The organism is Nocardioides sp. (genome assembly GCF_036503465.1).
Taxonomy (GTDB): Bacteria; Actinomycetota; Actinomycetes; order Propionibacteriales; family Nocardioidaceae; genus Nocardioides.
In genome coordinates this window covers 35,164-60,420 of the sequence record NZ_DASXWU010000104.1, presented here as the reverse complement: position 1 = coordinate 60,420, position 25,257 = coordinate 35,164, and the positions used below count along the sequence as shown (strand labels likewise).

The following is a 25,257-nucleotide window of genomic DNA, read 5'->3' as shown; positions in this document are numbered from 1 at the left end:
ATGGTCATGCGGTGACCGGGTTACACAACGGTCATGTTCCGGGTCGGGGCGGCGACCGCGGGCCCCCGGAGGGATTAGAGATGGATACGCGATCTCCGGACCGCATCCAGCGGCCGCTACACCCAGTCGGCCGCACTGGATGAAAGGACCGACAACGTGAGCCATCGGACGATCTTCTTCGGCGGGCCCCCGGCGCGGCGCCCGGTCACTCGACTCGCACCCCTCCTCGTCGCCTTCGCCCTGGTGCTCGTGGTGGGGGCGTGCAGCAAGAGCGCCAACTCCTCGTCGCCGCAGAGCGGTGCCTCGACATCCGCGACGACCCCGTCCACGTCGACCAGCGCCAGCCCGGCCACGGGCAACGGCATCCCGACGTACGACGTGTTCGTCAAGAACTTCACCTACCACGGCATGCCGAAGACGGTGCCGGCGAACACGCCGGTCCTGGTGTCGTTCACCAACAAGGAGTCGTTCGCGATCCAGCACGAGTTCGTGGTGCTGAAGCTGACCGGTGGCAAGACGGCCGAGGACGTGATCAAGGACGCCAAGAAGAAGGGCCCCGACGGCGAGGACGACTGGATCCACGTCGCCGACAGCGGTGACCCCCTCGACACCGGGGCGACTGCCGTCGTGACGATGGACCTGGCTCCGGGCAAGTACGTCGCGACCTGCTGGCAGACCGGCAAGGCCGGTGGGGGGTCCGGTCCGCCACACGTGGCGATCGGCATGATCGCGCAGTTCACCGCCACCGCGTCCGCGACGGCAGCGAACACCCAGCCGCTGCCGAACTACGACACCTACGTCAAGAACTTCACCTACCACGGTGTGCCGAAGACGGTGCCGGCCAACGCGCCGTTCCTGTTCACGTTCACGAACAAGGAGTCCTTCGACATCACCCACGAGTTCGTGGTGCTGAAGCTGCCGCCCGGCAAGAGCGCCCAGGACGTCGTCGCCGACGCGAAGAAGAAGGGCCCGAAGGGCGAGGACGACTGGATCCACGTGGGTGACAGCGGGGACATCGACACCGGCAGCAGCGTCACCATCCCGATGGACCTGCCGCCCGGCAACTACGTCGCGACCTGCTGGCAGACCGGCAAGGCCGGCGGCGGATCGGGTCCGCCGCACGTGACGATCGGGATGATCGCGCCGTTCACGGCGTCGGCCGGAGCGACCGCACCGAGCAGCGCGGAGCCGGCGTCGTACCAGGTGTCGGTCAAGAACTTCACCTACCACGGGATGCCGAGCACGGTCGCGGCGAACACCCCGCTGCTGGTGTCATTCACCAACGACGAGTCGTTCGCGATCCAGCACGAGTTCGTCGTGCTGAAGCTGACCGGCGGCAAGACCGTGCAGGACGTGATCGCGGACGCCAAGAAGAAGGGACCCGACGCAGAGGACGACTGGATCCACGTCGCCGACAGCGGCGACCCGCTCGACACCGGGTCCAGCACGGTCGTCCGGATGGACCTGCCGCCGGGCAAGTACGTCGCGACCTGCTGGCAGACCGGTAAGGCCGGTGACGGATCGGGTCCGCCGCACGTGGCCATCGGCATGATCAAGGCGTTCACCGCCTCGTGATGCGCCTCGTACCAGCACCCCGGCGCCGGGCCACGTCGTCGACGGGAACGCCTCTGACGGCGCTCCCGCGGCGGCTGGCCCGGCTGGGGCTCGTCGCCGGGCTCCCGCTGCTCACCTCGGGATGTGTGAAGAGCGGGATCTCGCAGAAGGCCGCGGACACCCACGACCTCTTCTACATCATCTTGTGGCTGGCCCTGCCGGTGTTCCTGTTCGTCGAGGGCATGCTCGTGGTCTGCGTGATCGCCTTCCGGCGCAGGAAGGGCGACCAGTCGGTGCCGGTCCAGGACTACGGCAGCAACCGCGCCCTGTTCGCCTTCTTCGGTGGCCCGCTGGTGGTCGTGGTGATCCTGCTCGCCTTCGGCGAGCACACCCTCTCGACGGTCGACCACGTGGACCCTCACCCCGACCTCGAGGTCACGGTGACAGGGTTCCAGTGGGAGTGGTCGGCGACGTACCCGAAGGCGGGTTTCACCGTCAGCGGCGAGACGCTCAAGTCCCCGATGGTGATGGAGCTTCCGGTGGACCAGACGACGCGGATCACCCTGACCTCCAACGACGTCATCCACGAGTTCTACGTTCCGGACCTGCTGTTCATGAAGAACGCCGTCCCGGGCAACCCCAACGTGTTCACCATCCGCCCGACCAAGATCGGCACCTACCACTCCCAGTGCGCCCAGTACTGCGGGCTGTGGCACTCCAAGATGAAGTTCGACCTGAAGGTCGTCAGTGCCGCCGACTTCGCGGCCTGGCAGACCCAGGAGAAGAAGGCCACCACGCCGTCCGGCACGTGCGCGCCGACGGGCTCGTCGATCACCCTGACCGCGCACAACATCCACTGGGACAAGAAGTGCATCGCGGTCGAGGCGGACAAGCCGATCACGGTGACGATCGACAACAAGGACGCCGGCATCGCCCACGACTTCGGGGTCTGGCAGAGCTCCAAGCTGAAGCACGAGTTCTTCGCGACGCCGAAGGTGACCGGCGTGTCCACCAAGACCTTCAAGCTGCCTGCCCTCAAGGCGGGGAAGTACTACTTCCAGTGCGACGTGCACGGACCCGCCATGTCGGGAGTCCTGATCGTGGGTGGCTCATGAGAAGCGGGATCGGCGTGATCGAGGCGAGCCGGGCCGAGGCCCGGAGCGAGGAGGTGCCGGCATGACCGTCGCCAAGGTGAAGACGCCGCAGGCGGCTCCGCGTCCCGGGCGAGTCCTGGCCTGGCTGACGACCACGGACCACAAGAAGATCGGGATCCTGTACCTCTTCAACTCGTTCACCTTCTTCGCCGTGGGCGGCGCCCTGGCGATGATGATGCGGACGCAGCTGATGAAGGCGGACAACACGTTCCTGTCGCCGAGCACCTACAACGAGGTGTTCACGATGCACGGCACGATCATGATCTTCCTGGTGGTGCTGCCGCTGTTCTCCGGCTTCGGGAACTACTTCGTGCCGTTGCAGATCGGTGCCCTGGACATGGCCTTCCCTCGAGTCAACGCGCTGTCCTTCTGGCTGCTCCCGGTCGGCGGGCTGACGCTCGTGGCGGGCTTCCTCACCCATGGCGGGGCCGCCGCGGCCGGCTGGACCAACTACGTGCCTCTGGCACTGCAGGAGGGCACGGGGGAGGATCTGTGGATCCTGGGGCTCGCCATCGTCGGGACCAGCTCGATCCTCGGCGCGATCAACTTCATCGTGACCGTCCTCCGGCTGCGGGCGCCGGGCATGACCATGGCCCGCGTCCCGATCTTCACGTGGGCGACGCTGAGCACCTCCATCCTGGTCGTGCTCGCCGTACCCTCCCTGACCGCCGCTCTGATCATGCTGTTCACCGACCGGCACCTCGGGACGGTCTTCTTCGACCCGACCCACGGCGGCTCGATCGCCAACTACCTGAACACCTTCTGGTTCTTCGGCCACCCCGAGGTCTACATGCTGATCATGGGCGCTTGGGGGATCACCTCGGAGATCGTGCCGGTCTTCAGCGGCAAGCCTCTCTACGGCTACCGCGGAGTGATCCTGGCGCTGATGCTGGTGATGGCGCTGTCGTTCACGGTCTGGGGCCACCACCTCTACACCACCGGCCTGGTCGACGACCCGTTCTTCTCGGTCACCACCGAGCTGATCTCCGTGCCCACGGGGGTGTTGTTCTTCAACTGGCTGTTCACCCTCTGGAGAGGCCGCATCAGGCTGGAGCCGGCAATGCTGTTCGCGCTGGGCTTCATCTCGCTGTTCGTCGTCGGCGGCATCGACGGCGTGTGGATGTCGGCAGTGGCCGCCGACTACGCCATCCACGACACCTACTTCGTGGTCGCCCACATCCACTACGTGCTGTTCGGCGGCAGCATGTTCGCCGTCTTCGCCGCCATGTACTACTGGTTCCCGAAGATGACCGGACGCACGCTCGACCGGAAGCTGGGCTACTGGCACTTCGGCCTGGTGTACGTCGGGTTCAACGTGACGTTCTTCCCGATGCACTTCCTCGGGCTCGACGGCATGCCGCGGCGGATCGCGACGTACGACGCCGACACCGGCTGGGGCAGGACGAACTTCATCGAGACCATGGGGGCCTACCTGATCGCGATCGGGATGCTGGTGGCGCTGGTCAACCTGGTGCTCACGATGCGTCGCCCCGCCGACGCGCCGGACGACCCGTGGGAGGGCAACACCCTCGAGTGGGCGACCTCGTCGCCACCACCACCGCACAACTTCGACGCGCTACCCATGGTCTACTCGGAACGCCCCGTGCGTGACCTGAGGCTCGCTGCGACCGCGCCCGCCGAGGACGCGTCATGACCGCGCAGACCCCGGCGGTGCCGGGACGTCCGGCTGCCGAATCGGTGGACGAGCGGGCCGTCGGCAGCGCATCGAGCTCGGTGACCGGGATGACGCTCTTCGTGGCGTCGGAGGCGGTCTTCTTCGCCGCCTTCCTCGGCATCTACGCCAACTCCTACACCGCAGCCGACAACTGGCCCCCTCCCGGGATGCCGGCGCCGTCGCTCGTGGTGCCCTCGGTGGCGCTGGTCATCCTGCTCCTCAGCGGTGTCGCGATGACCCGGTGCCTCCGCCGGATGCACCAGGCGGCGTACCCCGCGGGGCTGGCACCCTGGCTGCTGACCGTGTTCGCGGGATCCGTCCTGTTCTCCGCGCTCGTCGCCGTCACGATGACCGGCACAGGTTTCGGGATCGGCGACGGCATCTACCAGTCCCTGTACTTCGTGATGACCGGGCTGGAGCTCGCGCACGGCATCGGCGGTGCCGTGCTCCTCGGACTGCTGCTGGTGCGGCTGCGCACGGGCGAGCTGGCCCTCCGTCGGGATCCGCTGCAGGCGGCAGCCATCTACTGGTACTTCGTGATCGTGCTCGGGGTCGTGCTGTACGCCGTCCTCGACCTGGCGGTCCAGTGATGGCCACGTCCGGAGGGGGTTGGCGATGAAGCTGCTGGGCCGGATCTTCCTGGCGCTGGGGGTGTTCCTGGTCGCGGGCGGAGTCGCCTATGGCCTCCACTCCTACGAGTGGCAGGGCTTCACGTTGATCCTCACCACCGCCGGTGGGGCATTCCTGTTCGGCGGCTACCTGGCGCAAGCCCTGCAGCGCGCCTCAGCCGCACACGATACGGAGCCAGCGGCCGTGGACGAGGGCGAGCCGCACGTCGGGCCCACCATCTGGCCGCTGGTCTTCGCCCTGTCGATGGTGCCCATGGTTGTCGGCGCAGTGGGGTCGAGGTGGGTGCTCGTCGTCGGTGCGATCGTGTTCGTGGGCGCCGGAGCCGGGTGGTTGCTCGACGTCCAGCGCCAGTGGCAGCACCACTACAGCCATGGTCCCGCGCCGGCGGTGCCGCGGGGTCCTGACACTTCGGAAGACGGATAGGTTGGGCAGGGACAGATGACCAGCGTCCGAAGGTTGCCTCCGATGACCCGCGCCTACGACCAATGCATGCGGTGCGGCAAGGCGACCCAGTGGGGCCGCTCGGTCTGCCGTGACTGCAACCCCGCGGGGCTTCCCGAGCCGAGCCCCTCGCAGTACCACGCGACCGTGTTCGTCGTGGTCCTGATCGTGGTCGTCATGCTCGCCGTCATCGGCATCGTGCTGCGCTGACCCGTCATGTGGGCCGGGGCCGTTTCCGTCGTACGACGGGGCTCCGTGGTCGCGGCCGTGACCGGGCTCCTGCTGCTCGGCTGGGCACCGGCGTCCTGGGGGCATGCGGTCCTGGTCGCCTCGGACCCGGCGGCCGGGGCGGAGCTGCACACGGTGCCCTCTGTGGTGACCCTGACGTTCGACGAGCCGCTCGTGCCGTCGCTGTCGCACGCGACCGTCACCTCACCGGCGGGACGGGACTTCTCGTCAACTGTGTCCGGGAAGACCATGCAGGTCCGGATGAGCGGAAGCAGCCACGGCGTGTACCGCGTGTCCTGGAAGACGGTCAGCGAGATCGACGGACACACGATCCAGGGCACCCTCCGCTTCGGAGTCGCGGTCCCGGTCACCGGCGCCGCCGTCACCGAACCCGGGGCGACCACGGCGGACTTCGAGGTCTCGGTGCTGCGCGCCTTCGAGTACGCCCTGGTGCTCCTGGCCTGCGGGATGGCCCTGCTGGAGTGGCTGGGTCGGCGTACGGCGCTCCACCAGCCCGTGGTACCCGTCACGGCGGCCCTGCTCGTCAGCGGGATCCTGGTGGTGGGGGCGGAGGTGGCGATCGCCGGGTCCGGGCTCTCGATGGTGGCCACCGCCGACTATCTGAGCAACGGCCTCACCGGCTGGGCGCGGGTCGGGCGTCTGGTGCTCGAGGCGGCGCTGCTCGGCCACGCGATGTGGCGGCGGCAGATCTCCGCCCTGCTCCTGGCCGGGATCATCGGGGCGGTCGCGGTGGCCGGGCACGGCGCCGACGTCGAGCCTGCCTGGCAGGGAATGGCGGTGAACGCCGCTCACCTGGCCGCCGCCGGCATCTGGGTGGGCGGGATCCTGGCCCTCGCGCTGGTCCGGCTGACAGGTGCGTGGGCCGGCTCCGGCCGGGACCTGTTGGCGGGCTTCTCACGGGTGGCGATCTGGGGGTTCGCGGCATCGGTCGGCCTGGGAGCGGTCCAGGCCTACCAGCTGCTCGGCAGTCCGCAGCCGGTGCTGCACACGTCGTACGGGCTCACCCTGGTGGCCAAGTCGCTCGCGGTGCTCGCGATGGTCCCGCTGTCCTGGTTGGCGTGGCGACGAGCGCGCGAGCACGTGCGCGGCGAGGCGGTTCTCGCGCTGGTCGTGGTCGCGGCGGCGGCCGCGCTGGCGGCGTTCCCGGTCGTGCCGAAGGAGGCCCGGGAGGCGGCAGAGGAGGCGGCGGACACCACCGACCCCGGGGCCGCGGCGACCGCCTTCCCGCGGTCGGGAGACCTGACCCTCGGCGGCCGGGCGGGGCAGGTGATGGTCGGGCTCACGCTCCACCCGGGCCGACCTGGGATGAACACCGTCACGGCCTACCTGGCCAGTCCGGCCGGGCGCGGCACGCGGGCGCGGGTCGAGGTGGGTGGCAGGTCGGTCGACCTGGACAGCTGCGGCACACGGTGCCGCAGCGGAACCATCAGGCTGAGGGGCGGCCAACTCCTCGCCGTGCACGTCGCCGGGGAGGGAACGGCGACATACCACCTGCCGCGCCTGCCCGCTGCGGACGGCTCGGCCCTCGTGCGCTCCGCGCAGCGGCGGATGGGAGCGCTCGCGTCGTACCGCGTCGACGAGACCCTGGCCGGCTTCCACACGCGGTACCTCTACCAGCGGCCGAACCGGCTGTTCGCGCGCACCCGGTTCGGGGACGGGATGCACGCCACGCTGTGGCTCGGCCGCCGGCTGTACCGCGGCTCGGGCCGTGACCGACCGTGGCACCTGGAGACGAAGGGTCCGCTCGCCCCGGTGCCGTACTACCCGTGGTACCCGTTCCGACCGCTCGTCGACGCGCACGTGGTCGGGAGTGCGCATCTCCAGGGGCGTCGCGTGGAGGTCGTCAGCGTGTTCGCCGGCCACGGCAAGGATCCCGAGGCCGTGTGGTTCACGCTGTACGTCGTGCCGGGGACGAACGACGTGGTGCGGTCGCGGATGTGGGCCACGAACCACTTCATGCTCGACCGCTACTCCGACCTCGACGGCCGGGTCAGGATCCCGAGCCCGGATGTCAGCCCTCGGTGAGGGACGCCGGGAGCGGCGTCGAGAGCTCCGTGCCGAAGGCGGGCACGGGCAGCCGCATCTCGAAGACCGAGCCGCCGCCGGGGCGGGGATAGGCGGTGACGGTGCCGCCGTGGCCCTCGCTGATGGCCTTCACGATGGCCAGGCCGAGCCCGACGCCGCGGTGACCGGATCCGGAGCCGCGCGCGAACCGCTCGAACAGGTCCGCACCCAACGCGGGGATGCCGGGGCCGCGGTCGGCCACCGCCACGACGACGAAGCCCCCGTCGAGGCGTGCGTGCACCTCGATCGTCGTGCCCTCGGGGCTGTGGGCGACGGCGTTCCCGATCATCTCGTCGAGGGCCTCGACCACCCGGTCGGGATCGACGAAGGCGACCACGTCCTCCACGGGGCCGAGCAGGACGTTGTGATGGGTGCCGATCCAGCGGTGGGTGGTGGTGGTGACCAGCTGCGCGAGCGACGTCTCCACCGGGTACAGGAAGTCGGGTTGCTCGCTCTTGGCGAGCGCCAGCAGGCGATCGGTCGTCTTCTTCAGGCGGTAGAGCTCGTCGACCACCACGTGGGCGTCCTCCGCGGCGGCGGGGTCGACCGTCGTCCGTTGCAGGAGCTCGGCGTGGCCGATCGCGATCGTGAGCGGGGTGCGCAGGACATGGGAGGCGTCCTGCACGAGCCGGCGGCTCTCCTCGAGCAGCGCCAGGTTGTGCTCGGAGACCCGCTCGGTCTCACGATGGGCGGCGACACTGCGGCGTACATAGAGGACCATCGCGATGAAGACGGCTGCCATGAGCGGGATCTCGGTGAGCTCGTCGGCGGCCTGGTCGCCGCTGATCACGTCGTCGAGGAGGGCGGCGCCGGTGACCACGACGATCACGCCGAGGGCGGCGGCGGTCGCCCGCACGCTCCACACGCGCCAGCCGTAGATGAGTGACAGGCCGATCCAGATGAAGTGGAAGGGGACGGTGGCCCACTCGCGGAGCATCAGGATGCCCCATGCGTTGACGGCGACGAAGAGCCACCACCAGATCTCGACCTGGTGGTGTCGCCAGACGCCGCTCAGCCAGGTCTGGGGGAGAGCGTCAGAGGTCGACGCCATATCCCACCCCACGGACGGTCGAGACCATCTCGGCTCCCAGCTTCTTGCGGATGCGGCGTACGTAGACGTCGACCACGTTGGTCTCGGGGTCGAAGTCGTAGCCCCAGACCTCGGACAGCAGCCGTTGCTTCGACACGCTCTCCCCGGCGTGCCGGATCAGCTCGGCCAGCAGGGTCGACTCCCGTCGCGTCAGCAGCACCGTCCGAGAGCCGATCTTCACCTCGTGGCGCACGGGGTCGAGCACGAAGTCGCGGGCGCTCAGGGTGAGGGCGTCGGTGTCCGGCCGCTCACGCATCCGCGCCCGCACGCGCGCGAGCAGCTCGTTGAGCGCGAACGGCTTGCCGAGATAGTCGACGGCACCGCCGTCGAGAGCCCGGACCTTCGAGCTGGTGTCGGTCAGGCAGGAGAGCACCAGGATCGCCACCTCGGGACGCTGGTGGAGCAGCCGCTTGAGGACCGTCATGCCGTCGGTGCCGGGCATGACGAGATCGAGGATGACCAGGCCGTAGGCGTGCTCCAGGGCCAGCCGGTAGCCCTCCTCGCCGCTCTCGGCCGTGTCGACCTCGACCCCCTCGGCACGCAGGGCACGCGAGACGAAGTGCAGCACCCCCGGCTCGTCGTCGACCACCAGCACTCGGTCTCGGGACATGAGCGACCACCCCAACATCCTCCCGAGATCACAAACCTCCTCAGTGTAGGCGCATTTCGCGCCTCCGGGCCCGGCTCTGACCCGGTGCCGGATGCGGACCCCCAAGGCCCATGGAGGCGATGGTTCCGACCGCGAGCCAGGGCCCTGCTGCTCGGACTCGTCGTCGCGCCGTTCCTCCTTGTGGGGTGCGGGTCGTCGGGGGAGTCGGGCGGTGATGCGGCGCGGACCACCGTCCGACCCGTGCCGGACACGGCGCCCTGCCCGAGATCACACGGCCTGGACGTCGAGGGTCTCCCGCGGCTCTCGCTCTCCTGCCTGACGTCGTCCGGCGCGGTCGAGATGTCCGTGCTCCACGGCAGGCCGGAGGTCATCAACATCTGGGCCTCGTGGTGCGCGCCGTGCCGCCAGGAGATGCCGCTGCTCCAGCACGCGCACACGGAGCAGGGCGACGGGGTGCTGTTCCTCGGGGTCGACGTCAAGGACTCTCGCTCCCACGCCCTGAGCTTCCTCGCGAACACCGGCGTCAGCTATCCGCAGGTCTTCGACGCCCGCGGGGACTTCCCGCTGAGGCTGGGTCTCCAAGGGGTGCCGAACACACTGTTCGTCGACGAGTCCGGACGGGTGGTGGACCGGGTGATCGGTCCCTTGAGCGAGACCCGGTTGCAGCAGGGGTTGGCGGCGCTCGATGGGGACTGAACGAGCTGGATCAGCGAGAGAAGGGCGGCGGACAGGTGGATCGGCCCGCCGGAGGCGGCCCCGAAGCGGGTGTCGGGTTGGGCCAGACGGGTACTCCTTCCACGACCGCACCGGTGCCGCGCGTGCTCGAACGACGACTCGACTCCACGGGAGGAGACACACATGGAGGACGGACCCGCTGCCGACCACGAAGTCCCCGAGGGGGTGAGTCCGCAGACCGTCGATGCTGTCGGAAAGCTGACCAAGGCGCTCGAGACCACCGAGCGTGCCCGGGGTCATCTCTGCGCGTTCCACCAGCTGACCGGTGAGAGCGACAGGCGCGTCGAGGAGGCCATGCACATGTTGCGCGATGCCGGTCACGTCGAGTGGGCCGACCGGCTCGAGCGCGAGCTCTTCGGCCGCAACGTGCTCGAGGGACGCTGGACCTTCCAGATCGTCGAGGAGTACGACGCGGGCTACTGGACGTCGTTCCGCGAGCTCGAAGCAGCCCTCCTCGAGGACGTCGTGCGCGGTCGCCGGCACCTGCGCGAGGCGGGGATGAAGGAGGACCACCGCTCCCGCGGCGAGTCGGGACACGCGGCAGCACACTAGGTCGGCGAGGCGGCGGCCGCCCCACAGCCGCGGAAAGCCCGGGGTGCTGAAGACCCCGGGCTTTCCGCGTCGGCATGCGGGCGGCTTCCCGGGCCTCCGGCCGGGACCTGTCCTCAGCGAGTTGTCAGGACCGCGCAGGCCACGGGGAGGGTCTCGTCGTAGGTGCCGTCCGGCAGTGTCATGCCGTGCACCACGACGACGTATTGGTGGATCGCGCCGAGTGTGGAGACCGGCTGGCCCGCCATCGTCTGGTCGAAGGTGCGCGAGTAGGCCAGGGTCGACCCGGCGATCTCGTCGTGGCCGAAGGTGATCACCGGCGGCCCGTAGGCCGGCAGCCCGTCTGCGAACGACAGGATCCCGTCCGGCCCGGCCAGGCTCGCGTCGGGGCAGTGCGCCTGGGTGCCGTCGCCGAACCCGTGCAGGTGCTCGAGGTGGCCGTTGGCCTCGAGGTTGTGCGCGTCCAGGTCGACCCGTAGCTGTCCGTCCTGGTCGATGATCGTGACCTGCCCGTGCACGCCGGACGCGTTCAGCTCGACCAGGCCGCCGCGAGCCACCACCGCCCCCGCGCCGCTCGCCGTGGACGGGGTGAAGGCCGCAGCAGCCGCGCCCACGCACAAGCCCGCCGTGAGCAGACGGATCTTCGATCCCTTGTTCATCGCATCCTCCGATCTCTCCCGTCGGCCCACCCGGCCGCGGGATGCCTTTCCTGGCTTGTACGGCGTGAGGCCCCGAAGTGTTCAGGCCTGGGACGATTGCGTGCCGTGGGGTCGGCGCGATGCCGAGTGCAGGAGCGACTCGCGACGGCGCACATGGCTGTCGCGGTCACCGGAGAGGATCACGGGGTGAAGGAGTACGTACTCTTCGACCACGATGGTGTCCTCGTGGATACCGAGCGCTGGTACTACGAGGCCGGAGAACGGGCCCTGGCGGACATCGGTCTGACCTTGGACAAGGACCAGTACCTCCGGGACATGAGCCAGGGAGGGGGCACGTGGGCCCAGGCCAGGGCGGCCGGTGTCGATGAAGAGACCATCAGCAGGCAACGTTCGGTCCGAGACGACTACTACCAGGAGTATCTGAGGACCGAAGCCATCGAGATCGAGGGCGTCGTCGAAGCTCTTGCCGAGCTGTCTCGCTACGTCCGGATGGCCATCGTCACGACCGCCAAACGTGTGGACTTCGAGATCATCCACGAGAAGCGCCGTATCAGACAGTTCATGGATTTCGTCCTGGTGCGCGAGGACTACATGCTGGCCAAGCCGCACCCGGAGCCGTACCTGACCGGCTTGAAGCGTTTCGGAGCCGACCGGGCAGAGACGCTGGTCGTCGAGGACTCAGCGAGAGGACTGCGCTCAGCGGTGGCGGCCGGTATCGACTGTGCGATCGTCCGCAACGAGTTCACCAAGGCACAGGACTTCACGGGAGCCAGCTATCGGATCGACACTCTGATCGAGTTGAAAGAGATCATCCGGGGCTTGACCTGAAGGAGTCTTCCCACGTGTCGAGATCGCTGAGTGACCCGTACGAGCGCGGGACGGCCCCGATGTCCGAGGACGACCCGGTGGTGCAGTGGCTGCTGGAGGGAGACCCGGCGATCCGCTGGCAGGTGTTGCGCGACCTCGTACAGGCTTCGGAAGCCGAGGTGGGGGCCGAGCGGGCTCGCGTGGGACGGGAGGGCTGGGGCGCTCGGCTGTTGGCGTCGCGTGATCCGGACGGACTGTGGGCGAACGGCGCCTATGTCCCCGGTACGGCGGAGTTCGCCCTCGCGACGGCTCGGGCCTTGGAGGCCGGTGAGCCGCCGCCGCCCTTCCCGTCGGCCGACCCGGAACCGGATGAGACGACGGCCGAAGGACCGAGTGACGATGCGGGCCAACCGTGGACCGCGACGTACCCGGTCCTGCTCGACCTGTGCCACCTGGGGGTTCCGCCGGACGAGCCGGTGATGCGAGAGACGGCAGAGCTGGTCAACCGCAACTGCCGCTGGGAGTACGACGGGCGGCCGTTCTTCGCGGGGGAGGTCGACTGCTGCATCAACGCCGGCACGATCCTGATCGGAACCTATCTCGATGTCGATGTCGACGAGGTCGTACAGCGGCTCGTGGTCGACCAGATGCCTGATGGCGGATGGAACTGCTGGGCGCAGACGCGTCCCGCGCCGGGCTCTTTCGCGAGCACTCTCGACGTGGTCGACGCCCTGCTGCGATGGGAGCGGCACACCGGCGGATCCGACGAGGTACGGCGGGCTCGGCGCGAGGGCGAGGAGTACCTCCTCCAGCGCCGTCTCTTCCGGTCGCTGCGCACCGGCGAAGTGGTGAACGAGCAGTGGACGCAGTTCTCGTATCCCCCGCGCTGGCACTATGACGTGCTGAAGGCGCTCGACCACTTCGCGCGGCGCGGGGGTGCGGCCGACCCGCGGATGTCCGAGGCGGTCGATCTGGTCCGCGCCAAGCGCCAACCCGACGGCCGATGGCTGCTCGAGAACAGCCATCCCGGAAAGACCCATGTCCGCTTCGAGGAACCCGACGGGACGCCGAGCCGGTGGAACACCCTGCGTGCCTTGCGCGTCCTGCGGTGGTACGACGCGGTCCCGACCCGGGCGACGTGACTCACCCAGTCGTGCGGCTGGGTTCGAGAAGTGACCTGAGGATGTCTTCGATCTCGTCGAGGCTGTCTTGCTGACCGTCGAAGCCGGTCATGTGGTCCCTTCCTGCCTGGTCCCGGAAGGTGAGTCGCCACGTGAACGTCGTTACTCCGTCGCGTTCGTGCAGCTCCATCGCTTCCACCGCCTCGACACCCGGCCAGCAGTTGAAGTGCCACGTCTCCACAGTTCGCACCGGCGGCTCGACCTCGAGGTAGGTCCCGCTGAACGAGAAGACGGTTCCGTCTCCGGTCACGAAGGAGGAGTGGTAGTTCCCGCCGACCCGGAGGTCGATCGAGCACTCCGTCATCCGGTCGGGGGGTGTGGCACCCCACCTGCTCACGTGCTCCGGCTTGGTCAACACGTCGAAGACGAGGTCGATCGGAGCGTCGAACTCTCGAGTGATGACAACCTCGAGCTCGCTGGGGAAGGTGATGATTGCCGAGCCATGCCGATCAGGTGCCACCGTCGTCTCCTTCTCGTTGCAGTGTCGCGAGGTAGTCCTCGATCCGATCCAGTCGCGCGTTGATCGCCCGCTCGTACTGGGACACCCAGTCCCGGATGGGCCGAAGCGCCTCGGGGGCCAGACGATAGAGCCGGCGGCGTCCCTCCGCCCGGCACTGGACGAGCCCGACGTCACCGAGCACCCGGAGGTGCCTCGAGACCTGCGGCTGAGGCATCGGGACCTCGCCCACGATCGCCCCGACCGCCTTCTCGCCGGCAAGCAGCACATCCAATATCGCGCGGCGATGGACATCGCCGACGGCGTTGAAGACATCCGACGTCGTCGATGCTCGAGCCACCGGCCCAACATATCTCGATATCGCCATATGTCAAGGCTACGTGACGGATGCGGTGCTGGCCCTGATGTAGGTGCACGGAAACGCGACGGCACTGGGCGAGGCCGGCTGCTACTCCCAGTCGCGCGCTCTGGGCCGCCCGAGCGGGTCGATCCTCGGTGTTCGACCGTTGTGGTCGAATCCGTGGTCGTTCGCGCTGCTGAACGGGGGCCGGCCCTTTCCGTGGCCGCGAAGGATCTGCTTGACGGTCGAGGAGCGGACCGCCCAAGCCGCGATCCCCACGCCAAGCAGGACAAGGAGTCCGTAGAAGATCATGACAACCCCGTCTCTGGACCGTGTTCGGAGTCTAGGAGAGATGGTCATGTCCGGCCAGCGCCTCAGCACCGCATCGCCCCGGGGTGTTTCCGCGACGTGGAGGGTGTCAGCCGCACAAGGCGTCGTTGATCACCGTCGACAACTGATCCTCGACCGCAACGGACAGGGAGGCGTTCTCCGCGATCACGACCGAACGGCTGCGGTCCCTCGCCGTCAGGGCGTAGGTGTGGAAGCCCGGTATGTCGCCAGTGGCGCCGTAGGCGGCGCCACAGCTGGTCTGGATCGTGCCCACGCCGAGTCCATAGCCGCTGTACGGAAGATCGGGATTGGTCTCCCGGCGCATCGTGAGCATCCGATCCAGCAGCGTCCCGTGCACCACCCGCCCGGACAGGAGCGCGTCGTAGAAGCGCGCCACGTCGCCGATGTCCGACACCACGCCGCCCGCGGCCCACAGCCACGTGAGCTCGGGGTTCGTGACATCCCTGCGGTTGTCATACCCGTGCGCCAGCGGGGGAGTTCTCGTCCGACTCTCGGCGAGACTGGCGCTGCGAAGACCGAGCGGACCGAAGAGCTCCTGTTGCAGGAGAGTCGCCAGAGGCTCGTGGCTCACCTTCTGAAGGATCATTCCGAGGACGACGTAGTTGGTGTTCGAGTAGAACGAGCGCGAGCCCGGCGAGAACATGAGGGGCAGGTGGACAACCGCACCCACCAGGGCGGGTGGGGCGGTCGACGTATGCCCGCTCACATAGTGCGAGGTCACGATGGGCGTGTAGTCGGGCAGCCCACTGGTCTGGCCGAGAAGGTCTGCCACGGTGATCTCGGCGCCTCGCGGGAGCAGGGCCGGCTCCCACTTCTCGACCGTGTCGGACAAGGACAGGCGCCCTTGGGTCACGAGTTTCAGGGCCACCGCTGCGACCATCGACTTGGTCAGGCTGGCGACCTGGAACCGATCGCCAGCGGTCATCGGCGCCCCGGTGGCCAGGTCCGCGCGGCCGACCGCCAGAGTGCGGCTCTGTCCGCCGTCTCGTACCACCACCACGGCGCCCGGGAAGACATCGGCTGCCACCGCTCCTCGGACGACCCGTCGGATCAGGGACATCTCATCGGCCAGCCCGGTCCCGCTCGCGGAGGCCCGTGCCTGGCTGGGGGCCGCCGGACTCCTGGACGAGGAGGACGAGGACCCACACCCCGCCGTCACGCATCCGGCCACCAGAGCGACCAGGACGGCACCCACCACACGTGCGTTTCCCGGCGCGGTCCGCCCACTCACGCGACGGTCGGGTGGCGCCGTCATGACACTCATCCTCCGAGGGCCGCGGCCCAGGCCTCGAAGCCGGGATGAATGTTCTCGGCCGCCGCCAGCGTCGTCCGGGTGTCACTGTCCGGTGTGAGCACGGCAGAGCGCATCTGGCGCGCGAAGTCGAGGCCCATGTCAGCTTGGACGTGCCCGACCTTCACGCTGAGGGCGTCCTGGTACCAGATGTAGTTCTCCGCTCCGACCCCGAAGTAGAGCTCGTCGAGGGCCTCGAGCGAGCGATGCTCGGGGCCGGCACCGTCGGTCCGGGCCCGGGCGAGTGTGAACCACAGGGACGCGTCCTCGGGACGATGTGCTACCAGAAAGCAGCAAGCGAGGTAGGTCGCCAAGAACTCGGACAACCAGCCCTGCGGAAGGGTGAGTCCCATCGCGCGTGTGTGAAGGTGACCGAGCTCGTGCACGGCGATCAGGTCTGCGAACCGCTCCGCGGACTTCCGTGACCCGGACGCCGCATAGATGTCGACGAGGAAGTTGCGCGTGGGATCAGCGGGGACCACCAGGTCGAACCCCTCGTCGGCGGCGTAGGGGATGCCATAGGGCGGCGCGTCGTCACCCCCCATCATCCAGTCGGTCTGATCGAGAACCATGACGATCGGAGAGAAGTCGGTCCCGAGACCGTCCGCGAGATATCGGTGCGCATCGCCGACGAGTTCCTGGAGATCCCTCGCCCGTTGCTCGTAGCCGGTGCTCGCGCGCGTCGTGGGCGTCCCGCCGATCTCGCTCACGGTCTCGAACATGCTGCCGTCCGGCTTCAGTACTAGATGTCGTAGTAGAGCTCGAACTCGTGGGGGTGCGGGCGGAGGGCGACCGGCTGGATCTCCTGGGTGCGCTTGTAGTCGATCCAGGTCTCGATCAGGTCGCTGGTGAACACCCCGCCCTCGAGCAGGAACTCGTGGTCGGCCTCGAGCGAGTCGATGACGGCGCCGAGGGTGGCGGGCACGGTGGGGATGTCGGCGTGCTCGTCCGGGGGGAGCTCGTAGAGGTCCTTGTCGACCGGCTCGTGCGGCTCGATCTTGTTGCGGATGCCGTCGAGCCCGGCCAGCAGCATCGCGGAGAAGGCGAGGTAGGGGTTGGCCGAGGGGTCGGGGCAGCGGAACTCGATGCGCTTGGCCTTCGGGTTCGAGCCGGTGATCGGGATGCGGACGCACGCCGAGCGGTTGCGCTGGCTGTAGACCAGGTTGACCGGGGCCTCGAAGCCGGGCACCAGCCGGTGGTAGGAGTTCACCGTCGGGTTCGTGAACGCCAGCAGCGACGGGGCGTGCTCGAGGATGCCGCCGATGTAGTAGCGGGCGGTGTCGGACAGGCCGGCGTACCCGGTCTCGTCGTAGAAGAGGGGTACGTCGTCGTCCCAGATCGACTGGTGGCAGTGCATTCCGGAGCCGTTGTCGCCGAAGATCGGCTTCGGCATGAACGTCGCCGACTTGTTGTTGCGCCACGCGACGTTCTTCACGACGTACTTGAACTTCATGACGTCGTCGGCGGCCTTGAGCAGCTGGGCGAAGTTGTAGTTGATCTCGGCCTGCCCAGCGGTGCCGACCTCGTGGTGGGCACGCTCGACGATCAGCCCGGCGCGCTCGAGCTCGAGCACCATCTCGTCGCGCAGCTCACCGAAGTGGTCGTACGGCGCGACCGGGAAGTACCCACCCTTGTACCGCACCTTGTAGCCGCGGTTGTTCTCCTCGGAGCCGGAGTTCCAGTACCCCGCCTCGGAGTCGATGTGGTAGTACCCGGCGTTGACCTTGGTCTCGAAGCGCACCGAGTCGAAGACGTAGAACTCGGCCTCCGGCGCGAAGTATGCCGTGGTGCCTATGCCGGTGGACGCGAGGTAGGCCTGCGCCTTCCGGGCGATGTTGCGCGGGTCGCGCGAGTAGGGCTCCCCGGTCAGCGGGTCGTGGATGAAGAAGTTCACCACCAGCGTCTTCGCGGTTCGGAACGGGTCGACGTACGCCGTGGTCGGGTCCGGGAACAGGGACATGTCGGACTCATGGATCGCCTGAAAGCCGCGGATCGACGAGCCGTCGAAGTTCAGCCCGTTGTCGAAGACCGACTGGCCGAAGGACGAGACCGGCACAGTGAAGTGCTGCATGATCCCGGGCAGGTCGCAGAACCGGACGTCGATCATCTCGACGCTCTCGTCCTTGATGAACTTCAGCAGCTCGTCGCTGGTGGCGAACATTCGACCTCCTGGGTGTTGTCTCGCCGGATGCCCGCCAACGTAGGAGCAGCCAGTTTCTCGACCGTATCCCCTGTGTTTCGCCGATGTAACGACCTCCCGGGCAGGAGTCGAGCAGCGGAACCGCCTCAGTAGGCTGACCCGGGTGCCGGTCCAGGAGCTGCCGTTCGAGACCGCGTCCTGGGCCCGGCGGGTCCTGGCGCTCCTCGTGGACTACGCCGCGTGCTGGGGCGTGATGCTCGCCGTCTACGGAAGCGACTGGTTCGGCAGCGGCAGCCTGCCGTCGGTGTACCTCAACCTGCTGTTCATCGCCGAGTCGGCCCTGCTGATGGCGCTCTCGGGCGGATCCTTCGGACAGCTCGCCACCCGCCTGCGCGTGGTGCGCGTCGACGGGAGCGGCCGGCCGCTCAGCCTCCTGACCGCGCTGCTGCGGCAGGTGATGATCTGCCTGGTCATCCCGCCCCTGGTGTTCCGGCCCGACGGCCGTGGGCTGCACGACATGGTCTGCGGGTCCGCGACCGTGCCGCTGGTCCCGCGGACCGACACCGGTTCATGACCCGTTTCGTGCGTCCCGGCTCGGCCCCGCAGTTACCCTGAACGAGCTGTCCGTCGCCTCGGGCGGCCGGTCACGCTCACGGGGAGCGGACCACGTGGAGCCCTGGAGGACCCATGCGCAGCCTGACTCTTCGCAAGACGGCCCTGGCTGCCGTCGTACCGCTGGCGCTCGGGTCGCTGGCGGCCTGCGGCAACCACGACTCGCAGACCGCGGCCGACCCCCAGGCGCCCTCGACGTCCACCGGCGCGAGCAGCCCGAGCTCGCCGGCGACCACCGACTCGGGGAACGGTGCCCACACCCTCGACCCGGCGGCGTTCCTCGGCAAGCTCAAGAGCGCCGCGAAGTCGATCACGACGGCTCGTTTCACCATGTCCATGGACCTGTCTGGCCAGAGCATCACGGCGAAGGGCGCCCTCGACATGACCGGTGACACGCCCGCGATGCAGGTGACCATGGACCTCACCGGGATGGGCACGGCCACCGACATGCGCATGGTCGGCGGCGTCATGTACATCAAGGACCCCACCGGCAGCGGGAAGTACCTCAAGCTCGACCTCAGCGACCCCAACGGGCCGCTCGGGAACATGGGCGACGCGCTGGGCAACTACGACCCCCAGTCGTTGATCGACAAGTTGTCGCCGGACACCTTCCGCAAGGTCACCGACCTCGGCCAGGCGACCATCGGCGGGCAGCAGGTGGAGCACTACCGGGTCGTGCTCGACACCCACGCCGCCACCCAGATGTTCAAGAACCTGCCGAGCACCGCCTCCTTGCCCAGGACGATGACCTACGACTTGTGGCTCGACAGCCAGGACCGGATGGCGCGGTTCACGATGCTGATGAAGAACGTCTCGCGCATCACGGCGACGTACACCGACTACGGCGCCGACGTCCACATCAGCGCCCCGCCGGCCGCCGACGTCATGGAGATGCCGAGCAGCAGCAGGTGACGCTCGGGAACGGCGTACGACGTGACGAGGGGCGGGTGCCGACGGCACCCGCCCCTCGTCCTCAGGCCTGCTACTTCAAGGCCTCGACGAAACGCGGCGCGTACGGCGTGCCGACACCGGTCACGTCGTCCCATCCGGAGGTCGTTCCGAGGGAGGTGTCGGCATTGAACCCGACGTTGAAGAAGCTCCCCGAGTTGAAGCTGCCGTAGTACAGCGACCGAGAGCCGGGGCCGGCCGCCGCCGACGGGTTCGGGTTGTCGAACGTCGGCGGAAGTGCGTCCCGGATCGCCCCCTGGGGGAGGTCGTAGACATACTGCGACGCCAGACCCGCGGGGCCGTCACCGACCGCGGCCCGGGCTTGATCGACGTCGGCCATCAGGCCGGCGAAGAGGGGAGAGGAGAGGCTGGTGCCGCCCCACTGCTCCTCGACCGGCTGGGTCGGGTCGACGGCCGGGTCGGTGAGCCAGACCTGCATCCCGGTCTCCGGGTCGCCCACCATGGAGATGTCGGGGATGGCCCGGTGGCTTCCGACCTTCCCGTAGCCGACGGCCGTGTCGTTGCCGATCGCGGACTCCTGCCAGGGCTGCGCCTGCCAGAAGTTGCTGAGGCCGCCACCTGCCCCGCCGATGAATCCCTCGTCGAGCGTCTGTGAGTCCGACCGGTCGTACGCGGTGCACGTCTTCTGCCCGTTGGAGTCCGTCGTGAAGGTGTCGCAGACGGCCAACCGGTAGAAGGTGTCACCCCACCCGGTCTCGCTGTCGTAGTTGCCCTGCTCGTCGGCGAACAGGCTGGTGCCGCCCACCGCGTTGGCCCACGGCGAGGTCGCCGGGAAGTCGACGGTCTGCACCCCGAAGCGCCCCGAGTTGTCCCCGTCGTCGCCGGTGGAGAAGTTGACTCCGATGCCCTCCGCCGCGGCGGTCTCCAGGATCCGCTCCATGCGCGTGCCCTGGCCCGGTGAGGCGAGGTCGACCGGGAATCCCCAGCTGTTGGTGACGATGTTCGCCAGGTGGTGGACCAAGATCCAGTTCACGGCTTCGTCCAGGCTGGACCGGTCGTTGGGCGCTGCGACCAGCACGATCTTCGCGCCCGGTGCCATGGCGTGAACGGCCTCGACGTCGATGGCCACCTCGGGCAGCCATCCCGACGGGTCCTGGGCCTTGGAGTCCTTCACGTGACCGATGCCCGGGGGCGTGACGATCTGGAAGTTGTTCTGGTCGAGCTTCGGGAGACCGTTCTCCGTCGAGAACTTGTTCGCGTCTGCACGGATGGTCGGGCTGCCGTAGGCGTCCACGATGGCGACGGTCTGGCCCGCGCCGGCATCCATCGACAGCTGGTCCACGCCGTACAGGTGCCGGAGGTCGGTGCCCGTGTAGCCGTTGCACGGCAGGAAGCCGGTGTAGGACTCGGTGGCATGAGACGGCTTGTCGAAGGTCACGCTCTGGGTCGTGTCGAGGAACCCGCACAGTCCCTTCCACGGAGTGGACGAGTCCGCGGGCGTCACCTTCTTGCGGCTGGCCATCGGGCGGTAGGTGGAGGCGGTGTCCAAGCCGCCGACACTGTCGATGTGTCCGCCTGCGATCGCGCCCAGCCGCGGCTTGGTCGTGCCACGGTAGGTGTGCCCCTGGTAGCGGTACTGACTCAGCTTGACGCCGAAGGCATGCTCGGCCTGCCTGGTCGTGCCGGAGACGTTGACGTAGGCCCGGTTGCTCGCCACCGACTCGATGCGGAACCCCTGAGCAGTCAGGTAGTGCTTGACCACGGCGATCTGGTGCTCGGTCGGGGCATAGCGGCGCATCACCTGCCGCGGCGTCAGCCACCGGTGGTACTGGGCGTTGCCCCGGGTGTAGATCGCCCGCGTGCGCGCCGCCAGCCCCCGGGTGTCACGCTGCTTGAGCCACACCGCGAGGTGCAGGACCGTGGACGGCTTGGTGCTGCCGAGCCTGGTGGCCCGCGATGTCCACGACGTCGTCGTGCGAGTGGTTGTGCGAGTGGTTGTGGGAGTGGCGGCCGAGCGGGTCGCGCTCGACTGATGGCGGGCTGTCGCGTGGGCCGGTGCGGCCACCTGTGCGACGCCGAGAGAAACCAAGCCGGCTGTGGCGATGGCCGCCAGCTTCTTGGTGCTGTGTGATGTGTTCACTCGTGACTTAGTGCCCGAGCGTCCCGTGCCGACCCGAACACATCTCCTGTTCTTCAGCTAGATGGAACGGAATCCGAGGTAAGGCGACAGGACTCTAACTCCGAAGACGGGTCGAACGGGAGAGGGGAGAGGCGACTTGTTGGCCTCGTCGTGCGCACCGCTTCGCGAGCGTTTCGTGAGCCTCGAGGGGCACGCAAACCGACGACGACCTCGCCCCACCCCGCAGCGGCCGCGGGTCAGCGGCCGCGCATCTGGCCGCGCAGTCCCTTCATCGAGGTCGGCACCGGGCCCCGGGGCATCGGCAGGGCCGGGCGTGAGGCGTCGATCGCCTTCAGCCGGGCCAGGATGTCGGTGATCTCCGCGGGCTGCACCTGGCGCTTCATCTTCTGCACGTGGCGCGACAGCTTGGACAGCGCGACCTGGCCCTCGTCATTGCCCACCACGATCTCGTGGACCGGGGTGTCGACGGCGACCCGCTCGTGACGCTTGCGCTCGCTGGTCATCAGCGGCCGGAGCCGGCCGGGGCTGCCCTCGCCGACGAGCACGATGCCCGGCGGACCGATCACCCGGTGCACGATGTCCTGCTGCTTGGTGAACGCGATCGCGTTGTCGACGTGCCAGCCGCGCTTGAGCAGGCCCAGCGCTCCGGCGGCCGCTCCGGCCTGGCCCTCCATCTGGCCGTAGACCGCCTTCTGCGCACGTCGTGAGAAGACGATCAGGCCGGACAGGACCGCGACCATCAGGGCACCGATGACGGCCAGCACGACGCCGAGCGTGCTGCTGCGGCCGACCGCCAGCCAGAACAGCCCGAAGCCGACGACCAGGCCGAGCAGCCCGGCGCCGAGCACCCAGCGGCCGATGGCCGGGTCGGACTTCTTGGCCATCCGGTAGGTCTGGGCGAACTGCTGACGCCGGCTCAGCGAGGGCGGGTCAGCCGGTTTCGGCGTGGGGCTCTTGGCCATGCTGTGACGTACTCCGTGGACGTGGTGATCGGGTCAGGCAGGCGTGCGCGCCGCCATGGCCTGACGGTACAGCCGCCCCGCCCGGTACGACGAACGCACGAGCGGGCCGGACATGACACCGGAGAAGCCGATCTCCTCGGCCTCGGCCGCCAGCTCGACGAACTCCTCCGGCTTCACCCAGCGCTCGACGGGGTGGTGCCGGGCGGACGGGCGGAGGTACTGGGTGATCGTGACCAGCTCGCACCCGGCCGCGTGGAGGTCGCGGAGCGCCTGGCTGACCTCCTCACGGGTCTCGCCCATGCCGAGGATCAGGTTCGACTTGGTGACCAGGCCGACGTCGCGGGCAGCCGTGAGAACGTCGAGCGAGCGGTCGTAGCGGAACGCCGGCCGGATGCGCTTGAAGATCCGCGGCACCGTCTCGACGTTGTGGGCGAGCACCTCGGGCCGGCTCTCGAAGACCTCGGCCAGCAGGTCGGGCTTGCCGTTGAAGTCGGGAATCAGGTTCTCGACACCGGTGTCGGGGTTGAGGGAGTGGATGGCGCGCACCGTCTCGGCGTACAGCCAGGCGCCGCCGTCGGGCAGGTCGTCGCGCGCGACACCGGTGATGGTGGCGTACCTGAGGCCCATCTTCTGCACGCTCTCGGCGACCCGTCGGGGCTCGTCGCGGTCGAGCGCCTGCGGCTTCCCGGTGTCGATCTGGCAGAAGTCACAGCGCCGCGTGCACTGGTCGCCGCCGATCAGGAACGTCGCCTCCCGGTCCTCCCAGCACTCGAAGATGTTGGGGCAGCCCGCCTCCTGGCAGACCGTGTGCAGCCCCTCGGACTTCACCAGACCGTGCAGCTCGGCATACGCCGGCCCCATCTTCGCCCGCGTCTTGATCCACTCGGGCTTGCGCTCGATCGGGGTTTCGGCGTTGCGGACCTCGAGCCGCAGCAGCTTGCGGCCGTCGGGAGCGACGTTGCGGGACGGAGCCTGAGTCACCGTCCCATCGTACGGGGACGGCCCAGTCCGCCCGTCAGCCCGGGAGGCCGAGCACCGGGACCCGAGCCTGACGGCCGGGCTCGGGCCGCGGCTCGTAGTCGGGCGTCGGGTCGTACGGCACCCAGGCGAGGAGGTCGGTGAGGTGCCGGCGTGCGCTCGGCAGCACGTCGTGCACGGTGACGTCGCGGCCGAGCTCGCCCGCCAGCGACGTGACGCCCGCGTCGGAGATGCCGCAGGGGACGAAGCGGTCGTACCACGACAGGTCCACGTCGCAGTTGAGCGCGAAGCCGTGCATGGTCACGCCGTGGCTCACCCGGATGCCCAGGGCGGCGACCTTCCGCTCCGGGCGGAAGGAGTCCGCCTTCAGCCAGACGCCGCTGCGGCCCGGGACGCGGGCGGTGGCGAGACCCAGGTCGGCGCAGACCCGGATCAGTGCCTCCTCGACCCGGCGTACGTAGTCGACCACCTTGACGTGGTCGGGGAGCCGGACGATCGGGTAGCCGACGAGCTGGCCCGGGCCGTGGAAGGTGATCATCCCGCCGCGGTCCACGTCGATCACCGGGGCGCCGCCGGGGTCGGCCGGTCGGTCGCCGGGCGCGGTGCGCTTCCCGGCGGTGAAGACCGGCGGGTGCTCGAGCAGCCAGACGGTGTCGGGCGCGGCACCGGACGCGACCTGCTCGTGGATCTCGCGCTGGGTGTCCCACGCGGACAGGTACTCGACGGCGTCAATGCCGAAACCGCCCTCACGGAACACCAGGTCGCTCACTCTCCCGAGCGTAACGAACGCCCCACGAAGGCCAGCTGGGCCGGCACCATCCGGGTCCAGTACGCCGCGTCGTGCGCGCCCTCCTCGAAGGTCGAGGTCACCGGACGGTCGAACCCGTCGACGTAGGAGCGGTCGGCCGGGTAGAAGGGGTCCTCCCGTCCGCAGTCGACACGCACCGGGATGCCGTCGAGATCGGCCTGGTGCCCCATCACCGAGTAGCGCCGGTACTCGGTGGCGTCGGAGAACCCGTCCGACGACGCGTCCGCCGGGTCGGTCCACAGTGCGGGGCTGAGGGCAGCGACCGCGCGCACCCGCTGAGCGCCGACGAGCCCGGCGAGCCGGAGGGCGCCGTACCCGCCCATCGACCAGCCCTGGAACGCCAGCCGTGAGGTGTCGAGACCGGCGTCGTCGAGCCGCGGGAGGAGCTCGTCGAGCACCATGCCCCCGGCGTCCTCACCGCTCGGGCGTGGGTGCCAGTACGTCGTGCCGCCGTCGACCGTGGCGATCGCGAAGGGCGGGACACCTGCCGCGACGGCCGCGGGCAGGAACCGGTCCATCCCCAGCTCGGTGACCGCCGTGGTGTGGTCGCCGCCGAGTCGGTGGAGCGACACCATGACCGGAAGCCGCTGCGTCCGCCGGCCCGGATAGATCACCGACCAGCCCACCTGCTTCCCGAGCCGGTCGCGTGACACGAATGTCCCGCTGACCACCTTCCCCGGCGGCACGTCGGGGATGTGACCTGCGGGCCCGGTCAGGCCGAGGGCGCGCCGGATCCGGTACTTTCCCGGCAGCCAGCCCTCGTCCACGGCGAGTCCGGCGGCGGCGACCGCGACGAGGGCGCCGCCGGCGCCGGTCAACACACCCCGTCGGGACACGTTCACGCGTCCACGGTAGGAGGGTGTGGACAGAC

The 25,257-nt window shown here is 68.9% G+C and carries 26 protein-coding genes; 13 read left to right on the top strand and 13 right to left on the bottom strand.

Annotated elements, in window-relative coordinates:
- Positions 1-156 precede the first annotated feature (156 nt).
- The 7 genes from VGK78_RS19945 to VGK78_RS19915 all read left to right on the top strand — a co-directional run bounded on the left by VGK78_RS19945 (position 157) and on the right by VGK78_RS19915 (position 7,728).
- Positions 157-1,575, top strand: a complete 1,419-nt coding sequence (locus VGK78_RS19945; protein ID WP_331529495.1) for a hypothetical protein — start codon at positions 157-159, stop codon at positions 1,573-1,575.
- Complete coding sequence (locus VGK78_RS19940; RefSeq protein WP_331529494.1) at positions 1,575-2,669, top strand: cupredoxin domain-containing protein; 1,095 nt, start codon at positions 1,575-1,577, stop codon at positions 2,667-2,669. The genes VGK78_RS19945 and VGK78_RS19940 overlap by 1 nt, the downstream gene beginning before the upstream one ends.
- Positions 2,670-2,730: 61 nt before the next feature.
- Positions 2,731-4,362 (top strand): cytochrome c oxidase subunit I, encoded by a 1,632-nt coding sequence (locus VGK78_RS19935; protein ID WP_331529493.1) that lies wholly within the window; start codon positions 2,731-2,733, stop codon positions 4,360-4,362.
- Positions 4,359-4,973, top strand: coding sequence for a cytochrome c oxidase subunit 3 (locus VGK78_RS19930; protein WP_331529492.1), 615 nt, complete (start codon positions 4,359-4,361; stop codon positions 4,971-4,973). Before VGK78_RS19935 ends, VGK78_RS19930 begins: the two co-directional genes overlap by 4 nt.
- A gap of 25 nt (positions 4,974-4,998) precedes the next feature.
- On the top strand, positions 4,999-5,436 hold the full coding sequence (locus tag VGK78_RS19925; protein ID WP_331529491.1) for a cytochrome c oxidase subunit 4: 438 nt from the start codon (positions 4,999-5,001) through the stop codon (positions 5,434-5,436).
- 42 nt (positions 5,437-5,478) lie between these two features.
- Positions 5,479-5,664 (top strand): hypothetical protein, encoded by a 186-nt coding sequence (locus VGK78_RS19920; protein WP_331529490.1) that lies wholly within the window; start codon positions 5,479-5,481, stop codon positions 5,662-5,664.
- 57 nt (positions 5,665-5,721) lie between these two features.
- Entirely contained in the window at positions 5,722-7,728 is a 2,007-nt protein-coding gene (locus VGK78_RS19915; protein ID WP_331529489.1) for a copper resistance CopC/CopD family protein, read from the top strand.
- Here VGK78_RS19915 and VGK78_RS19910 read toward each other — a convergent pair.
- Positions 7,715-8,818, bottom strand: a complete 1,104-nt coding sequence (locus VGK78_RS19910; RefSeq protein ID WP_331529488.1) for a HAMP domain-containing sensor histidine kinase — start codon at positions 8,816-8,818, stop codon at positions 7,715-7,717. The genes VGK78_RS19915 and VGK78_RS19910 overlap by 14 nt on opposite strands.
- Positions 8,802-9,467 carry a response regulator transcription factor gene (locus VGK78_RS19905; protein ID WP_331529487.1) on the bottom strand — a complete coding sequence of 222 codons (666 nt, stop codon included), beginning with the start codon at positions 9,465-9,467 and terminating at the stop codon, positions 8,802-8,804. Before VGK78_RS19905 ends, VGK78_RS19910 begins: the two co-directional genes overlap by 17 nt.
- Positions 9,468-9,707: 240 nt before the next feature.
- Here VGK78_RS19905 and VGK78_RS19900 point away from each other — a divergent pair, with 240 nt between their 5' ends.
- Positions 9,708-10,163 (top strand): TlpA disulfide reductase family protein, encoded by a 456-nt coding sequence (locus VGK78_RS19900; protein WP_331529486.1) that lies wholly within the window; start codon positions 9,708-9,710, stop codon positions 10,161-10,163.
- A gap of 162 nt (positions 10,164-10,325) precedes the next feature.
- The gene (locus VGK78_RS19895; RefSeq protein WP_331529485.1) at positions 10,326-10,754 is read left to right on the top strand and encodes a hypothetical protein; all 429 of its coding nucleotides are present in this window, start codon (positions 10,326-10,328) and stop codon (positions 10,752-10,754) included.
- A gap of 113 nt (positions 10,755-10,867) precedes the next feature.
- Here the strand turns inward: VGK78_RS19895 and VGK78_RS19890 are convergent, their stop codons facing one another.
- Positions 10,868-11,410 carry a hypothetical protein gene (locus VGK78_RS19890; protein WP_331529484.1) on the bottom strand — a complete coding sequence of 181 codons (543 nt, stop codon included), beginning with the start codon at positions 11,408-11,410 and terminating at the stop codon, positions 10,868-10,870.
- A gap of 126 nt (positions 11,411-11,536) precedes the next feature.
- On the opposite strand from VGK78_RS19890, the gene VGK78_RS19885 reads away from it, so the two are divergent.
- Both VGK78_RS19885 and VGK78_RS19880 read left to right on the top strand, forming a co-directional pair.
- Positions 11,537-12,238: an HAD-IA family hydrolase gene (locus VGK78_RS19885; RefSeq protein WP_331529483.1), complete on the top strand. Its 702-nt coding sequence runs from the start codon at positions 11,537-11,539 to the stop codon at positions 12,236-12,238.
- Between the two features lie 14 nt (positions 12,239-12,252).
- The gene (locus tag VGK78_RS19880) at positions 12,253-13,359 is read left to right on the top strand and encodes a squalene cyclase (protein WP_331529482.1); all 1,107 of its coding nucleotides are present in this window, start codon (positions 12,253-12,255) and stop codon (positions 13,357-13,359) included.
- A gap of 1 nt (position 13,360) precedes the next feature.
- Here VGK78_RS19880 and VGK78_RS19875 read toward each other — a convergent pair whose 3' ends face one another.
- From VGK78_RS19875 to glnA, 5 genes are all read right to left on the bottom strand, one after another.
- Positions 13,361-13,858 (bottom strand): SRPBCC domain-containing protein, encoded by a 498-nt coding sequence (locus tag VGK78_RS19875; protein WP_331529481.1) that lies wholly within the window; start codon positions 13,856-13,858, stop codon positions 13,361-13,363.
- Positions 13,848-14,195: a metalloregulator ArsR/SmtB family transcription factor gene (locus VGK78_RS19870; protein ID WP_331529480.1), complete on the bottom strand. Its 348-nt coding sequence runs from the start codon at positions 14,193-14,195 to the stop codon at positions 13,848-13,850. The genes VGK78_RS19875 and VGK78_RS19870 overlap by 11 nt, the downstream gene beginning before the upstream one ends.
- A gap of 418 nt (positions 14,196-14,613) precedes the next feature.
- The gene (locus VGK78_RS19865) at positions 14,614-15,606 is read right to left on the bottom strand and encodes a serine hydrolase domain-containing protein (protein WP_331529479.1); all 993 of its coding nucleotides are present in this window, start codon (positions 15,604-15,606) and stop codon (positions 14,614-14,616) included.
- A 200-nt stretch (positions 15,607-15,806) separates the two neighbouring features.
- Entirely contained in the window at positions 15,807-16,559 is a 753-nt protein-coding gene (locus tag VGK78_RS19860) for a hypothetical protein (RefSeq protein WP_331529478.1), read from the bottom strand.
- Between the two features lie 20 nt (positions 16,560-16,579).
- Positions 16,580-17,998, bottom strand: a complete 1,419-nt coding sequence (gene glnA, locus VGK78_RS19855; RefSeq protein WP_331529477.1) for a type I glutamate--ammonia ligase — start codon at positions 17,996-17,998, stop codon at positions 16,580-16,582.
- 142 nt (positions 17,999-18,140) lie between these two features.
- On the opposite strand from glnA, the gene VGK78_RS19850 reads away from it, so the two are divergent.
- Positions 18,141-18,551, top strand: coding sequence for an RDD family protein (locus tag VGK78_RS19850; protein ID WP_331529476.1), 411 nt, complete (start codon positions 18,141-18,143; stop codon positions 18,549-18,551).
- Positions 18,552-18,664: 113 nt separating this feature from the next.
- Positions 18,665-19,501, top strand: a complete 837-nt coding sequence (locus VGK78_RS19845; RefSeq protein ID WP_331529475.1) for a hypothetical protein — start codon at positions 18,665-18,667, stop codon at positions 19,499-19,501.
- Between the two features lie 70 nt (positions 19,502-19,571).
- On the opposite strand, the gene VGK78_RS19840 is transcribed toward VGK78_RS19845, so the two are convergent.
- The 5 genes from VGK78_RS19840 to VGK78_RS19820 all read right to left on the bottom strand — a co-directional run bounded on the left by VGK78_RS19840 (position 19,572) and on the right by VGK78_RS19820 (position 25,228).
- Entirely contained in the window at positions 19,572-21,638 is a 2,067-nt protein-coding gene (locus VGK78_RS19840; protein WP_331529474.1) for a S53 family peptidase, read from the bottom strand.
- Positions 21,639-21,874: 236 nt separating this feature from the next.
- Positions 21,875-22,600: a DUF4191 domain-containing protein gene (locus VGK78_RS19835; protein WP_331529473.1), complete on the bottom strand. Its 726-nt coding sequence runs from the start codon at positions 22,598-22,600 to the stop codon at positions 21,875-21,877.
- Positions 22,601-22,633: 33 nt separating this feature from the next.
- Entirely contained in the window at positions 22,634-23,581 is a 948-nt protein-coding gene (gene lipA, locus VGK78_RS19830) for a lipoyl synthase (protein ID WP_331529472.1), read from the bottom strand.
- Positions 23,582-23,615: 34 nt separating this feature from the next.
- The gene (gene lipB / locus VGK78_RS19825; protein ID WP_331529471.1) at positions 23,616-24,347 is read right to left on the bottom strand and encodes a lipoyl(octanoyl) transferase LipB; all 732 of its coding nucleotides are present in this window, start codon (positions 24,345-24,347) and stop codon (positions 23,616-23,618) included.
- Positions 24,344-25,228 carry an alpha/beta hydrolase gene (locus VGK78_RS19820; RefSeq protein WP_331529470.1) on the bottom strand — a complete coding sequence of 295 codons (885 nt, stop codon included), beginning with the start codon at positions 25,226-25,228 and terminating at the stop codon, positions 24,344-24,346. The genes lipB and VGK78_RS19820 overlap by 4 nt, the downstream gene beginning before the upstream one ends.
- Positions 25,229-25,257 lie beyond the last annotated feature (29 nt).

Bases quoted from the DNA above. Each gene is read 5' to 3' on its own strand.
- VGK78_RS19860 (WP_331529478.1), bottom strand. From the start codon at position 16,559: ATGTTCGAGACCGTGAGCGAGATCGGCGGGACGCCCACGACGCGCGCG.
- VGK78_RS19940 (WP_331529494.1), top strand. From the start codon at position 1,575: ATGCGCCTCGTACCAGCACCCCGGCGCCGGGCCACGTCGTCGACGGGA.
- VGK78_RS19925 (WP_331529491.1), top strand. From the start codon at position 4,999: ATGAAGCTGCTGGGCCGGATCTTCCTGGCGCTGGGGGTGTTCCTGGTC.
- VGK78_RS19890 (WP_331529484.1), bottom strand. From the start codon at position 11,410: ATGAACAAGGGATCGAAGATCCGTCTGCTCACGGCGGGCTTGTGCGTG.
- VGK78_RS19930 (WP_331529492.1), top strand. From the start codon at position 4,359: ATGACCGCGCAGACCCCGGCGGTGCCGGGACGTCCGGCTGCCGAATCG.
- VGK78_RS19910 (WP_331529488.1), bottom strand. From the start codon at position 8,818: ATGGCGTCGACCTCTGACGCTCTCCCCCAGACCTGGCTGAGCGGCGTC.
- VGK78_RS19905 (WP_331529487.1), bottom strand. From the start codon at position 9,467: ATGTCCCGAGACCGAGTGCTGGTGGTCGACGACGAGCCGGGGGTGCTG.
- VGK78_RS19895 (WP_331529485.1), top strand. From the start codon at position 10,326: ATGGAGGACGGACCCGCTGCCGACCACGAAGTCCCCGAGGGGGTGAGT.
- VGK78_RS19865 (WP_331529479.1), bottom strand. From the start codon at position 15,606: ATGTCCCTGATCCGACGGGTCGTCCGAGGAGCGGTGGCAGCCGATGTC.
- glnA (WP_331529477.1), bottom strand. From the start codon at position 17,998: ATGTTCGCCACCAGCGACGAGCTGCTGAAGTTCATCAAGGACGAGAGC.
- VGK78_RS19845 (WP_331529475.1), top strand. From the start codon at position 18,665: ATGCGCAGCCTGACTCTTCGCAAGACGGCCCTGGCTGCCGTCGTACCG.
- VGK78_RS19920 (WP_331529490.1), top strand. From the start codon at position 5,479: ATGACCCGCGCCTACGACCAATGCATGCGGTGCGGCAAGGCGACCCAG.
- VGK78_RS19835 (WP_331529473.1), bottom strand. From the start codon at position 22,600: ATGGCCAAGAGCCCCACGCCGAAACCGGCTGACCCGCCCTCGCTGAGC.
- VGK78_RS19935 (WP_331529493.1), top strand. From the start codon at position 2,731: ATGACCGTCGCCAAGGTGAAGACGCCGCAGGCGGCTCCGCGTCCCGGG.